This window comes from Paenibacillus harenae DSM 16969 (assembly GCF_000422465.1).
Lineage (GTDB): Bacteria > Bacillota > Bacilli > Paenibacillales > Paenibacillaceae > Pristimantibacillus > Pristimantibacillus harenae.
This window is the reverse complement of the sequence record NZ_KE383842.1, coordinates 1,738,194-1,751,414: the sequence shown is the minus strand read 5'-3', so window position 1 is coordinate 1,751,414 and position 13,221 is coordinate 1,738,194. Positions and strand designations below refer to the sequence as shown.

8 protein-coding genes and 4 pseudogenes are annotated in these 13,221 nt (G+C 53.2%); 5 read left to right on the top strand and 7 right to left on the bottom strand.

Going from position 1 to position 13,221, the window contains the following annotated elements; all coding sequences use genetic code 11:
• Positions 1 to 96: 96 nt before the first annotated feature.
• Positions 97 to 204 (bottom strand): annotated as a pseudogene (locus H581_RS39690) (NUDIX domain-containing protein); the annotation flags it as partial.
• A gap of 160 nt (positions 205 to 364) precedes the next feature.
• Between H581_RS39690 and H581_RS0118435 the strand changes: the two are divergent.
• Both H581_RS0118435 and H581_RS37245 read left to right on the top strand, forming a co-directional pair.
• Positions 365 to 835 (top strand): GNAT family N-acetyltransferase, encoded by a 471-nt coding sequence (locus tag H581_RS0118435; protein ID WP_036718801.1) that lies wholly within the window; start codon positions 365 to 367, stop codon positions 833 to 835.
• Positions 836 to 958: 123 nt separating this feature from the next.
• Positions 959 to 1,114, top strand: a pseudogene (locus H581_RS37245) (IS1380 family transposase); the annotation flags it as partial.
• A gap of 205 nt (positions 1,115 to 1,319) precedes the next feature.
• On the opposite strand, the pseudogene H581_RS37240 reads toward H581_RS37245, so the two are convergent.
• The 5 genes and pseudogenes from H581_RS37240 to H581_RS0118405 form a co-directional block, all read right to left on the bottom strand.
• A pseudogene (locus H581_RS37240) lies at positions 1,320 to 1,551 on the bottom strand (PQQ-dependent sugar dehydrogenase); the annotation flags it as partial.
• A gap of 163 nt (positions 1,552 to 1,714) precedes the next feature.
• Entirely contained in the window at positions 1,715 to 2,461 is a 747-nt protein-coding gene (locus tag H581_RS0118425; RefSeq protein WP_028611304.1) for an SDR family oxidoreductase, read from the bottom strand.
• Between the two features lie 269 nt (positions 2,462 to 2,730).
• Positions 2,731 to 3,318: a TetR/AcrR family transcriptional regulator gene (locus H581_RS0118415; RefSeq protein ID WP_028611303.1), complete on the bottom strand. Its 588-nt coding sequence runs from the start codon at positions 3,316 to 3,318 to the stop codon at positions 2,731 to 2,733.
• Between the two features lie 264 nt (positions 3,319 to 3,582).
• Positions 3,583 to 4,410, bottom strand: a pseudogene (locus tag H581_RS34460) (transposase); the annotation flags it as partial.
• Between the two features lie 534 nt (positions 4,411 to 4,944).
• Positions 4,945 to 6,105 (bottom strand): GGDEF domain-containing protein, encoded by a 1,161-nt coding sequence (locus tag H581_RS0118405; protein WP_028611302.1) that lies wholly within the window; start codon positions 6,103 to 6,105, stop codon positions 4,945 to 4,947.
• A 132-nt stretch (positions 6,106 to 6,237) separates the two neighbouring features.
• Between H581_RS0118405 and H581_RS0118400 the strand changes: the two genes are divergently transcribed.
• From H581_RS0118400 to H581_RS0118390, 3 genes are read left to right on the top strand one after another with little or no spacing between them, the layout of a single operon-like run.
• Positions 6,238 to 7,371 carry a glycosyltransferase family 4 protein gene (locus H581_RS0118400; protein WP_028611301.1) on the top strand — a complete coding sequence of 378 codons (1,134 nt, stop codon included), beginning with the start codon at positions 6,238 to 6,240 and terminating at the stop codon, positions 7,369 to 7,371.
• A 51-nt stretch (positions 7,372 to 7,422) separates the two neighbouring features.
• The gene (locus H581_RS0118395; protein ID WP_028611300.1) at positions 7,423 to 8,712 is read left to right on the top strand and encodes a metallophosphoesterase family protein; all 1,290 of its coding nucleotides are present in this window, start codon (positions 7,423 to 7,425) and stop codon (positions 8,710 to 8,712) included.
• Positions 8,693 to 11,992, top strand: a complete 3,300-nt coding sequence (locus H581_RS0118390; RefSeq protein WP_028611299.1) for an AAA family ATPase — start codon at positions 8,693 to 8,695, stop codon at positions 11,990 to 11,992. Before H581_RS0118395 ends, H581_RS0118390 begins: the two co-directional genes overlap by 20 nt.
• A 28-nt stretch (positions 11,993 to 12,020) precedes the next feature.
• Here H581_RS0118390 and H581_RS0118385 read toward each other — a convergent pair whose 3' ends face one another.
• Positions 12,021 to 13,061 carry a YkvI family membrane protein gene (locus H581_RS0118385; protein WP_028611298.1) on the bottom strand — a complete coding sequence of 347 codons (1,041 nt, stop codon included), beginning with the start codon at positions 13,059 to 13,061 and terminating at the stop codon, positions 12,021 to 12,023.
• Positions 13,062 to 13,221 lie beyond the last annotated feature (160 nt).

Below are 13,221 nucleotides of genomic sequence, written 5' to 3'. Positions count from 1 at the left end.
TTTGTTCTTGTACCCTCTCGCATGCCCGCATTACTTCAATCGCACTTTTAAGTGCATTGGTATCCCTCAATCGACCCTTTTACGCAAGTATCTGATTCAAACTCCCGGCGCAATAACTTCACACACATATCCGGTTTCTTCTCTAACTTCTCTCAAGGCTGTGTCCTCGGGAGATCGATCTTGTGGTTCACTTCCCCCTTTGGCAAATGTCCAAGCATAACCTCCCTAAAATCCGCTGGGACGTGTAGCGTGAGTGCCATGGATCGCTAACTGGCGGAAGCCGGAGTAATCTGTATGTGACTAAGAAGGAATACGGTTATTGAAGTAGAATTCGTTATACAATAATCGTTTTGGAGGTTAATTGATGATTCGCCTGGCGGATGCAAAAGATGCTTACCTGGTTCATAAAATAATGCTTTCTGCTTTCGAGGAATATAGGAATATTGATGTTCCTTCCAGTGCTCTTAATGAGTCTATTGTTTCAATAGAAGAGTCGATAAAAAACGGGTCTGAAAATGCTTTGCTTTATTTTATCGACGAGATTCCGCGGGGTTCAGCAAGATTTAAAACGGAAGACAATTCACTTTATTTCTCACGTCTATCCGTTGCCCCAGAGGCAAGAGGGAAAGGTATTGCTAAATCCATTCTTACTTGGCTCGAAGAATACGCTAAGAAGAACGGGAATTCAGAGATTACATGCAGGGTGCGGATGGCAATATCACAAAATATTCAGTTGTATAAATCAGTTGGATTTTATATTACAAGAGAAGAAGTGGTTAATAACCCAAATGGTTTCCCGGTAAAGACTGTAATTATGAAGAAATCGATATACTAACCTCTTTTTCAACGAACGGTTACGATTATTCAACATGAATTCGGAATGTGGATAACTTAGACCTGTGGATAAGTCGCATTCGCATTAATATATTATCATTTATGGATATATCAGGGTAAGGGCATGACGTGGAGCCATCTCATCCAATTAGTTGGGATCAATCAAGAGTTACTACGCCGCAAGGCCCGACTGGAAGGCAAACGACTCGTGTGGATCGACATTGACGACACCGTCATCACACTCTTCGGCGAACAGGAAGGTGCGACCAACGGTTACAACCGTGTTTTTTGTCTGGCGCATGTGCCTCCGTTTGTGTTACCATGTTGCTAAGGACACTTCCTCTCCAGGTTATTGTTGGGTACTTTAACCATTTGACAAGAGGTATACGGTGTCCTGTTTTTATTGCAAAAAAATTAGCAACTTTTTGTGACCTACAAACCTGATATGACAATGATATGACAGGCTTTTTGCCGTTTTTATGCTTGTTACTTACCGAATCCATGTTAAAAAATGGTCTTCTCAAATTAAGTAATGTCCGTCGTTTTTGTGGTTCGCCATTCGATCGTAAAATCCATTCTTCGACTGTATCAATATGATCATATTGCGTTTCTCTATTTATCCACCTTAGGTTCAAGGTTCGGGGATACACGGGTTAGGCTTATAAGAGAAGGAAGAGCACCTGGACCTTGTGTTTCAGCCATTAAATAGTGAAGATAACAAAACTAAATAACTCAGACCCACTCTGCGTTCCCATACACCCTCAAACTGTCCACTACAGCCTACAGCCTGCACGGAACCTCCTGCCAACAGATCAAAGAGCCGCGGAATGCAGACAAACAATCGAGCTATCCTGACCCGTTGAAGCATTGTTTTCCTCACTTAGAACGAAATATGGTTGTTTATCTGCTTAACGGTTTCCTCGATCTCATCCCTGGACAGGCGCAGTGCTTTCTCTGATGTTCCGTAGCCGATTTCCTGTCTCCCATCCTTGAGTCCCTGATAGACCCCATCAATAAACTCATCAAGCGGAACTCCGAACGCATGAAACTCTATGCCTCCCAAGTCCGTATTGACTGCCGGCGGTGCCACCTCAATGACTTCAATCCCGGTAGCGGACAACTGGTAACGCAAACTTGTCGTGAACGAATGGATGGCCGCTTTCGTCGCGCTGTATATCGGAGCTGCCGCCATTGGGGTAAACGCCAGTCCGGAGGAGATATTGACGATTGCCGCACCCTTTTGCTTTGCAAAATGAGGAATAAAGAGCATCGCAAGTTGAATTGGAGCTTCCAAATTTATGGCGATTTCCTGCTGATAATGGTTCCAGTCCTTGCCCGATTCCATGAGATTCATCCTATGCTGTATTCCTGCATTGTTAACAAGAACATTAAGCCCGGGGAATTCGCTTTGAATCCATTTGAATATTGCCAGCCTTTCCGATTCCATTGCAACGTCACAAACCCGAACGTGAAGCTCCGGATGCAGGTGCCGAGCCTCCTGTAATTTTTCTTCTCTTCTTCCGCAAATAATGACTGTGTTTCCCGACTTCAAGAGCCGTTCCGCGAGAGCCAGCCCGATACCCGTTGATCCGCCTGTAATGAGAACCGTGTTTCCCGATAAATTCATGAATGCTTCGACTCCTTAGTTTATTTTATGATCTGACATCAAGTACACTTGCTTCTTCTTGATACAAATGAAATCGATTCCGCCAAGCCAAAAACCATCGTAATCAGACAAAGTAACCTGCATAAACGCTATATGTCGGAAGCATCACTCTCCTCTTTTAAATAAAATATACACCTGACATATAATGAATGTCAAATAACAGATTTTTATTTTTGTCATTACAAAATAAAAAAAATTGCACGAGATTGTCGTGCAGTGCATTGGGCTGCTTATTTCAAACCGGACATGAGCAGCTGCCAAACGTCGTCGAAGGCTTTGTCGATTTCAGAGTCCTTCCATTCCTGCACATGTGCAGGATGATGGAAACTGCTCGTAGCCTGGAACAAAGCACGGGCTTTGATTGCCGCATTCCCGGGCTTGAACTCCTTCGTTTCGACCCCATATTCCACAATCGATTGAATTTGGCCGATGAGCCCTTCGACGTGGGGCTTCATGCATTCATCCGCCTCAACTGATACGGCAGCATACATCGCGAACATCTCCGGTTCTTCCGCAGCGTTCGTTCGTTTTTTCGAGAAGAGCGTTTCAAACCACATTCGCAATCGTTCTTCGGCGCTTCCTCTCGTTTTCTCCGCTACCGCGTGCAACGGGAGCAAGATACTGTTATATAACCAACGCTCCGTAACGGCTGTAAGCAAAGCAGATTTACTTGGAAAGTGACGATATAACGTTCCATGGCTTACTTGAAGAAATCTCGCGATATCGACGACGGACGTTTTCCTCGGACCGTACCGCCGCAGAACTTGGTCCGCGGCGGCCAGAATCGTTTCCCTCGTTAGTGGCGCTTCGGCAGTCATCTTCGTCACCTCTCTTTGGATAATAAGTCTCAAAAATCATTATTACATTATTGTCATCTGAAATACAAGCCTGTACAATAACCGAGATTATCCCGATATACTCATCCAACTAAACGCTTACCGTTCCGTTGCTTAAAGACGTCAAACTCAATTGCGCTCATTTCTCGATAAATCCATTATATTCTGAATTTTACATTATAAAAATAATTGGAAATTTGGCATGTTGATAAATCTATCAAATGAAAGTTTTTTGAAAAATCAAGTGTCAGCTGCCGACCAATGCTCGTCCACAGCGGCGAACTGAATGCTCTCATCCCGCTCGGCGAGCGTTTCCCAGAAGCGTGGATGTTGCTCCAGATAGGCGATCGCTTTCTTCACGGTTGCCTTCTTCGGCAATTTGAAAATGTACTGCCAACCATTGGCTTCGGCATATTCCATAACGGCAGGATCGGCAAACCCGCAATCGGCACGGATACCTTCGATGATGTACTCCGGCGGAAGCATGGCTTCGACTTCTTTAACAAATGAAAGAAAGTCTTTCATGCCATTCGTGTTGCATGGATTCAGTTGCAGGTGGATAAGTTCCCCGGTTCCTGCCACAAACGCGACGCGCACCTTGTACGAAGGGCGACCGTGATAACGGAGGTTGTAACCGTTGGTCGCACCTTCCTGTTCGCCGAAGAGTGTGATGACGGTGTCGTCAATGTCGATCCACACGAGTCGTTTGCCTTCCAGTCGGGCCTTGCGGCGTAGTAACTCTTGATTGATCCCAACTAATTGGATGAGATGGCTCCACGTCATGCCCTTGAGCTGTCCGCGAAACGTGCTTTCTTCTGGGAAGCGCTGGATCTCTTTCACGATCTGATAGCCCGGATCGGATTGCAGCGCGTTCATGTGTAGAAAGCGTGTGTGTCCGAGTAGCGCACAATCGGTCAGATAGTCGATGAGCGCCGTTGCCGAATAGACGCAGTTGCATCCTCGTTCGGGTTGGAGGTGACTCGAGACGATATCCTTGAAGCCGACGAGTTCTTTGAACAACTCGATAAACTGAAAGTTACCAGCTTCCGTGACAGTGTCGTTATCGAATGACAAGAGGCACACAGTGTCCTATTTTTATTGCAAAAAAATTAGCAACTTTTTGTGACCGATAAACCTTGATTTGACGCTGTTTTCTTAGTTTTATAAGTGCCTACTTTCCGGATTTATGTTCAATAAAGCAGCGGCAGCTCAGTACAATATTCGTCCTAGGCTGCAGATTGTTTTTTAAAATAACAAGTCCGTTTATATTTCAAAAGTGTCCGATATCACCGGCTCAAAAAGCCTCTACAACTCTGGTCTTATTCTTTTCTCCTCGAACAAATCGTCAAAGACCGCTCGCGTAGAGCGGCTAACCGGAAATCCTCCCGTTAATAGGTGTCAGTCCGTTCAAATTTCCGTTCATTTCGCTCGTATGGCGGTTGCAGGGCGAATCAAAGGTAAAAGTGCCGTTCATTTCGCTCTATGGCGGTTGCAGGGCGAATCAAAGGTAAAAGTGCCGTTCATTTCGCTCGTATGACGATTGATGGACGATTCAAGGGTACTACTGGATCGATAACCGCCGCTCCGCTAGTATTTCGATCAAACCTGTTACTTTCTGGAGGATATCGCTTTGAACGCCGTCACTTTGTTTTTGCCAGTCGTCTTCGAATGGTACATCGCTTCATCGGCTTGCTTGATCATGTCCGGCACGGCTTTGCTCTCCTTGGTGGTACTGAACCCGACGCTGACGGTTACGATCGTCTCCTGTTCCACTCTTCGGCGGATCGATTCCGCAACAAGGTCGGGCTTTACCTTGCTAATGCCGATGCAGGCCAGCAGCTCCTCGCCGCCGTATCGGCCTGCCGCGCCAATCCCGCTCGACTCCTCCTTCATTATTTCCGCAACCTGCTTCAATACGCCGTCGGCCTTGTGGTGGCCTTGCGTGTCGTTCAGTCTTTTGAAATTATCAATATCACAGAAGATGACAGCCATCGGCTTCTTCTGGCTCAGCAGCTGTTCGGCCTTCGACTGAAAATGTCTTCTATTATACAAACCGGTCAAACCGTCCGTGATCGAGGATTGATAGGTGAACATAAGGCGTTCGATCACCCATTCGAACAAGAGCAGGAACAGCAGCATGTAATAGATAACCGGAAGCAGCTGGCCGAGTAGCGTCAGCCAAGCCAGTTCTCCGTGAAAGACGTAGGCGTTGGCCAAGCGGGCAAGCTCGCTGATGAAAAAAACGATCAGGCTCGCGACATATTTGGCATTCATATCCGCGCTTCTTGTTCCGAGCATGATGATGAAGATGACGATCAGTCCGTAAAAGTCGAGCGCTGGAAACGTAAAGGATTCGGATGTGACGGCCGTTTCCACTGAAAACGGGGTTATCGCAAATTGGATGCCTGCAATGACGAAAGCCGTCATAGTCATAATAATGAACGGAACAACTTTGAGCTGAGCGGAGCGTCCGGTATATAATTTCATAAAAACAAAGTTTATAATAATAAAAGAGACGATTTGCAAAATCGTAAAGGTCAAATAAATCCAAGGCGACAGCGACCAGCCCGGGTAAGCCAGCACGACCAGCAAACATTGCTTGACCATGATCAAAGGAATGGCTGTAATGAGCAGCCGGTAGATCTGTTTGTTGCGGTAGCTGACATACAGCCTAACCGACATGAAGAGCATCAATACGAGGATAACGATCACGGCCGAAGATGAAAAAAGCTGGCCGTTCGGTCCTGCAAGCCATTGCGAAATTGTCATTGTATAATCACCATTATCTAGTAGTAGGATTTGTAAGGTTAACAGCTTTACAGAAACATATGTTCTAATATATCATGTTTTACGTTAATGGAAAAGTTTCCACATACGTTTTTCTTGGAAAGGATGGGACGCATGAACATTTTACAAGCGTTGTTTTTTCCGCCGGAGCAGCCGGGCGGCGTATCGTCGATGGTCCCGTACATTCAGGAACGCTTTCTTAAGATGGGCTGGCAGATGGAGCTATTCTCGCTGCCGAAGCGCGTCAGGGGCAAAGGGCAGGAAGAAGTCGTTTTCGAGACATTTGACCATACGGTTTTTATCGGAAACAGCATTGTAGATAAATATATCCGAACCTACCGGGATTACGTCTGGTGGACGAGGCTTCGCATCAAAAAGAATTACGATATCATTCACGCGCATCATCCGATCGCAGCCTTGGTCATGAAGCAGCTGTTTCCGGATACGCCGCTCGCGGTTACGATCCACTCCAGCTACGAACGGGAGCTTATTCTGAATGGAAAAATAGCCGAGGGAGGGCCGGAGCATCAATTTCTGATGAGCTTGTACGGCGAGCTGGAGGCCAAGGCCGACCAGCTGCTGACGGTATCGGAATCCTTCCGCAGCTACATCGCGCCGCATATTAAGCATCCGGAACGGATTAAAGTGATCCCGAACGGCTTTGACGAAAAACGGTTTAAGCCGATTGCGCACGAAAACGCGGTCACGCAGCTCATCACCGTGTGCAGGCTAGTTCCGGCAAAGGGTCTCGATATTCTGCTTCACGCTTGCGCAGATCTGAAGAAGCAGGGGCATCCGTTCGTCCTTCATATTATCGGGGACGGACCGATTCGGGAAGAGTTGGAAGCATTAGCCGTGAAGCTGGACTTATATGACGATATTATTTTTTACGGCTACATGCTTCACCCCGAGGAGTTCATGCCGTTCTTCGACGTATTTGTCCTCCCTTCCCGCGCGGAGGCGTTCGGATCCGTATTCGCGGAGGCGGCATTATGCTGGCTTGCCCTCGTCGGAACGAACGTAGGCGGCATCGCGGAGCAAATCGATGACGGCGTGAACGGACTGCTTGTGCCGCCGGAGGACCCGGCCGCGCTGGCCGAAGCGTTGGAGAAGGTCGTTACCGATCCGGCTTTCCGGTATAATCTGGCAAGAGCGGGCTGGGATAAGGCCAAGAAGGTCTATTCGTTATCCAGAGTCATTTCGCAGCTCAAAAAGGTTTATGTCCAGATGAAGCCTGAATCACGCTAATTAAGTTCGAATTCATTTATATCGTCTTAGAAAATAAACGGGAGGGACGAGATGACGGTACCTTTTCGATTCATACATGCTGCGGACTTGCACCTGGACAGTCCATTCAAGGGACTGGCGAAGGCTCCTGATCCGGTCCGATCGCTGCTGGCCGAATCAACCTTCGCTGCCCTGCGGCAATTGACCGATACGGCGATTCGCGGACAGGCGGATTTTATCGTACTGTCCGGCGATTTATTCGACGAGGCCGACCGTTCCCTGAAGGCGCAGCTGCTGCTCGTCAGGGAATGGGAGAGGCTGGAGGCGCATGGTGTTGCGGTATTTGTCATTCACGGGAATCATGACCCGCTGAACGGCGCCCGGGCGGATGTTAAGCTGCCGCAAAACGTATATGTTTTTGGCTCGGACCAGATGGAATGCAAGCCGGCTTACCGCAGAAGCGGCGAGCTGGCTGCTTTTGTTTACGGAAGATCGTACGGTACGCGGATCGTGACGGAAAATATGGCGGCCGCTTACCGGACTCAGCCGGAAGGACCGTTCCACATCGCCCTGCTGCACGGCAATGTAGACGGTGACGGAATGCATGATCCTTATGCGCCATGCTCGATTGAGGAGCTGGCCGGCGGCAAAGGCTTCGATTATTGGGCGCTTGGCCACATCCACAGCCGCCGGGTGCTGCATGAGTATCCCCATGTCGTTTATTCCGGCAATACGCAGGGAAGGAATCCCCGGGAAACCGGGGCAAAAGGCTGCTATATCGTCGATGTGACCGCCTCCCGCTCGCTGAAGCTGACCTTCGCGCCGCTCGATACGGTGCGCTGGCTTTCGCATGCCGCGTCCATCGAAACGGCAGGCTCGGAACAGGAGCTGCTGCAGCAGCTGATGTCGGCAGCGGAACAGCTGGCGGAGGCGGCAGAAGGACGTTCGGTCATGCTTCGCCTGCGTTTGACGGGAAGAGGACCGCTGCATCGGCAGCTGTCGGACCCGATAATCGTTCGGACGCTGCTGGAGCAGCTGCAGCAGGCTTCTAGCGAGAACGAGCCTTGGGTGTTCGTCTATGATCTTACGGTTCAAACAGGCGCAGCCATCTCCTGGGAAACGTTGGAAGAGGAGGATAGCTTTGCGGGAGAGCTTTACCGATTAAGCGCCGGTCTCAAAGCGGACGAGGCGTTATGGCGTGAGTTTGCCAAGGAGGCGGTCAGCCCGCTTATCCAACACGCGAAGCTTGGGCGTATCCTGCGCGAGGAATTCGACGGGCTGCCGGCTCGATGGCTGGAGCAGGCGAACGAGCTGTCGCTCGGGATGATCGGGGGGGAAAGCGATGAAGCTGATAAAAGCTGATATTGACGGGTTCGGGCAGCTGCACGCGAAGCAAATTCCGCTGGATGCTTCGCTCATCGTTGTTTATGGTCCGAATGAAGCGGGGAAAAGCACGATATTCGGCTTTATCCGCTCCATGCTGTACGGCTTCGCAAAGCGCGGACAAGCCGTCGAACGCCAGGATCCGGTTAATGGCGGCAAGCATGGAGGGCGGTTGTTTTTTGGCGATCAAGCGGGAGAGAACTATGTGCTTGAGCGTTATTCGGCAGAGGGCACCGGGAAGCTGAGGCTTCGCGGACTGGCAGCGGACAGCGCGGAGGCGGAGACATCCGGAACGGGCGGACTTGACCAGGGCGCGTTATTGACGCAAGAGGAATGGGAGAAACGTTATTTAGGCGGAATCACCGAAAGGCTTTATCGCCAATTGTTCGCGATCACCCTGTCGGAGCTGCAGGAGATCGGCGCGCTGTCCGGGGACGAGCTGAGCCGCTATCTCTACCAGGCCGGATGGGACAGCGGCAAGTCGGTTGCGGCCGCAGAGAAAAAACTGATGCTGGAAATGGAGACGTTATTTAAGCCGCGGGGGTCGAACCAGCAAATCAATCAGCAGCTCAAGTCGCTCGAGCAGATAGAAGGGGAGCTGCGGCAGCGGGCCGACGCGATAGGCGCCTTCAATGAATTATCGTACGAATCGGATCAGATCGAGCTGTCCCTGCGGCGATTGGAAGTGGAACTGCCGCTTAAGGCAGCCAGGCATAAGCTGCTGCAAAAGGCTTGTAACGTCAGACCGCTGTGGATACGCAAGCGGCAGCTGCTTCTTGAGCGTCAGACGGTTTCCTACTCTTCCCGGCTGTCCGCGCAAGCGGCCAAGCGCTGGGAGGAGCTGCAAAGGCAGAGGGAAGCGGCCCGGGAGGAAGCGGAACAGTGCAGGCAGAAGGCTTTGCTGCTCGAGCTGCAGCTCGAAGCCGTTCATTACGATGATGAGCTCATTCAGCTGGCTGACGAGACGGAAGCGCTGCTGCAGAAGGCTGAGAGCGTTCGCAAGCTGCAGCTTGACGAAGCGGAGCTGGAAGCCGAGCTGCGCGAGCATGACGAAGCGGTTGCCCGTCTGGTGGGCAGCATCGCGCCGGAATGGACGGAGCGGCAGCTGCGCGAGCTGCAGGTGACGGTCGCCGACCGGGATTATGTCCGAACCGAAAGGCAGCGGGAGGCGGATCGGGCGCGGGCAGAGGAGCGGTTCGCCGCGGAGCTTGTTTCGCTGCGGCAGCAAGAGCGGGAGGCGGAGGCCGCTCTGGACGAAGCCGAAGCGGCCGTCAGGCGCGAATCTGCGCTCCGCGGTCAAGCGGCCGCAGGCGGGTTCGCGGTTGTGCCGGGCACGCAGGAGGCGCTGAAGGGGGCGTGGAACGCCCTCGACGCCGCGCTCCGCGAGTGGGAGCTCGAACGGGTGCGCGCTGCATCGGCTGCTGACGGCGGGAAGGCCGGCAGCGGAGCGGCAGGTGCGGGCCGGGGCGGAGCCGGCCCGCTGTGGGCTGCGGCAGCCGGCGCAGGCGGTGCCGCGCTGGCGCTCGGCGCGGCTGCGCTTAGCGGCGCTGCCGCGGGCAAAGCGGCCGGCGGAGCCGGCCTGGCTGCGCTGGCGCTGGCGGTCGCCGCGCTTGCGCTTGCAGCCGCTGCGTTGGCGCGCAGGCGCAGCGGAGGCAGTTCCGCCGCGCGTGCGGCAAGCGGCGGCGGGCGGGCGGCGCGCGGCGGCGCATACGCGGCCGGCGGGGAGCGCATCGCCGGTCGTGCGGCGATGCACGAGAGCGAGCAGCGCGTGCGCCGCGCGCTCGAGGCGATCGTGCGCGAGCCCGCGGAAGCGGCGGCGGCACTGCTCGCCGCGAAGCACCATGACTCGGCAGAGCATCTGCTCGCTGCCGAACAGGCGCGCACGCAGCTGCGCGCCGCAGTAGAAAAGCAGCTCGAGGCGATGCAGACGGCCGATCGCCTCGAGAGCAGCCGCGGCGAGCTGGCTCGCCGGCTCGATCGGCTGCGCGCGCTCGTGCGGGAGCGCAGCGAGGCCGCCGCCGCCGCCGCGCAAGAGGGACAAGCCGCCGCCCGGCAATGGGCCGGCTGGCTTGCAGGCCGCTCGCTGCCGGAGACGATGTCGCCGGCAGCCGCGCTCGAAGCGTTCGAGCTGGCCGGGCAAGCTTTGCAGCGGCTGCACCAATACGACCGGATGACGGCGAAGCTGGCCGCCGTCCGCAAGCAAATCGCCGCTTTCGGCGAGCAAGCGGCTGCGCTGTGCGGGCGGTTCGAGGAAGCGGACCGCCAGCTCGCGGCCGATCCCGCGCTCGCGCTGCGGCTGCTGCAGGCCGAGACGCGCCGCCATGCAGCAGCCAAACAGGAGGCGCACGGTATAGAAGCCCGCCGTGCCGAGATCACGCTCGCCATGCAAGCGGCGGAAGCGCGGCTGCGGGTGCTCGCGGCAGCCGTGCAAGCCGAGCTGGATGCTGCCGGCATGGAATCGGAATCGCAACACCAGACGGCGCTAGGGCACCGGCAGCAGCTGGACCTGCTTGATTTGGAGCTGTCGAAGCTGGAGCTGGAAATAACGGCGGGCATGTCTGACGGGCGGATCGCGGAGCTCGAGGAGCTGTTCGCGGACAATGACGAAGAGCAGCTCCAATGGCTGCAGGCACAGGCGCAGGCGGAGCTTGAACGGCTCGAGGACAGGAAGCGCGAACAGCTGGAGCAGCGGGGAAGGCTCAGGCAATCGATGGAGCATCTGTTGAAGGAAGAGGAACAGCGCAGGCTGCTCGACCGGAAGGAGATGACGGTCGCGCGGTTGAAAGCCGATGCGGAGCGATATGCCGTCTTGGCGGTTAGCGCCGCATTAATTCGCAGAACGAAGCGGATTTATGAGGAAGAACGCCAGCCCATCGTGTTGAAGAGCGCATCCCGTCTGATTGCCGGATTAACCGACGGCAAATATATCAGAGTACTGGCCGCGCCGGGAGAACCGGGCATCCGATTGGAAACGGGGGACCGCAAGATCATCGACAGCGCGATGCTGAGCAGGGGAACGGCGGAGCTGGTCTATCTGGCGATGCGCTTTGCGCTCGCGGAGGAGGCCTCTCAATCCGTGAAGCTGCCGCTGCTGCTTGATGATGTGTTCGTCAATTTCGACGGCGGGCGTCTACAAGCGTCTGCCAGACTGGCAGCGGAGCTTTCGAAGGAGAGGCAGATCATTATGATGACTTGCCATAAGCATATTCGCGACGCGCTGCTGGCGCATTGCGAAGGCGCGGCATTCGTTCAAATATAGATTTTCCTTTGCAACCGGCAAGTCCATTTTATTTGGCGGATACCTTCTTCCGAATGATCAGAAAGAGCCAGCCGAAGCTGATCATGCCGAACAGCGGATAGAGCGTAGACAGCAGCAAGCCGAAGCCGATTTGACTTGCAATGTAGCAGACGGCAAGGATCAGAAGGACGATGAGGCTGCTCGACCATTTCAAACGTTCGTGAAGCTGAAGGGTGAGTCCATAGATATTGGCGATCAGGGTCGTGAAGATTTCCGCGAAAATAATAAAAATATAAATGAATTGGACGTAGTGGCCCAACTCGCGGGCTATGCCGCCCATCGGGATGGCGAACTGCTGAATGCCGGGCATATGGACGGATAATGCGATATGACCGGCCAGCAGCATAAAGCCGATCCCGATCCCGCCGACCCACGAGCCGGCAATGATGGTCTTTCGGTCCTTGACCTCGGAACCCAGCGGGACAAGCACCGCTTGCGCCAGGGACAGATTGAAGGCGGTATACAGAAACGGGGATGCCCAGGTGGCAAAGATGGAATGATCGCTGGTCATCGTCAGGAATCTGTCGGCCTCAGGCGTTTGGAACGTATTCAATATAATAAGTACGGTGAAGAAAAGCATGACAGGCACGACGATGGCGTTCACCGTCAGAATGGCATTCAAGCCTTTGCGAAGCAGGAAGTAACAAGCTCCGACCGTGATAAGCAGGCCCGACTGGTACGAGATATTCCAATGCTCGTAGAAGATCGTGCCCGCCCCGGCGAGCATAACCGCGGTTACGCCTAACAGGATGACGAGCATGAAATGGCTGATCCATCTTCCATATTTCTCGCCGAACAGCGCCTTGTTCAGATCCTCGTAGGATTTGGCGCGTATTTCGCTTGCGATCAGCATCATTTTTGTTCCCAGCCATACGAACATCGCCGTAGCCAGTACAATGGTAACCGTGCCCCAATTGCCGAATCGGGTAAAAAACTGCAATATTTCCTGGCCGGTGGCAAAGCCGGCGCCAACGACCGTACCCATATACGTTGCCGCTATTTGCAGCACCTTTCCAAAACGTTTCCACATCGTCTTCCGTCCTCCGTTCCATGACGCTTCCTTATTAGAAAGGTATGTCCAAAACAGGACAGGCATGACTTTTTTCAAAATTAAGAACCGGAAGACCGGCTGCCCATCAGACATGAAAAAAGCCGGGACCATGCGCCGGAATTATTCCCGGCGCCTGCCT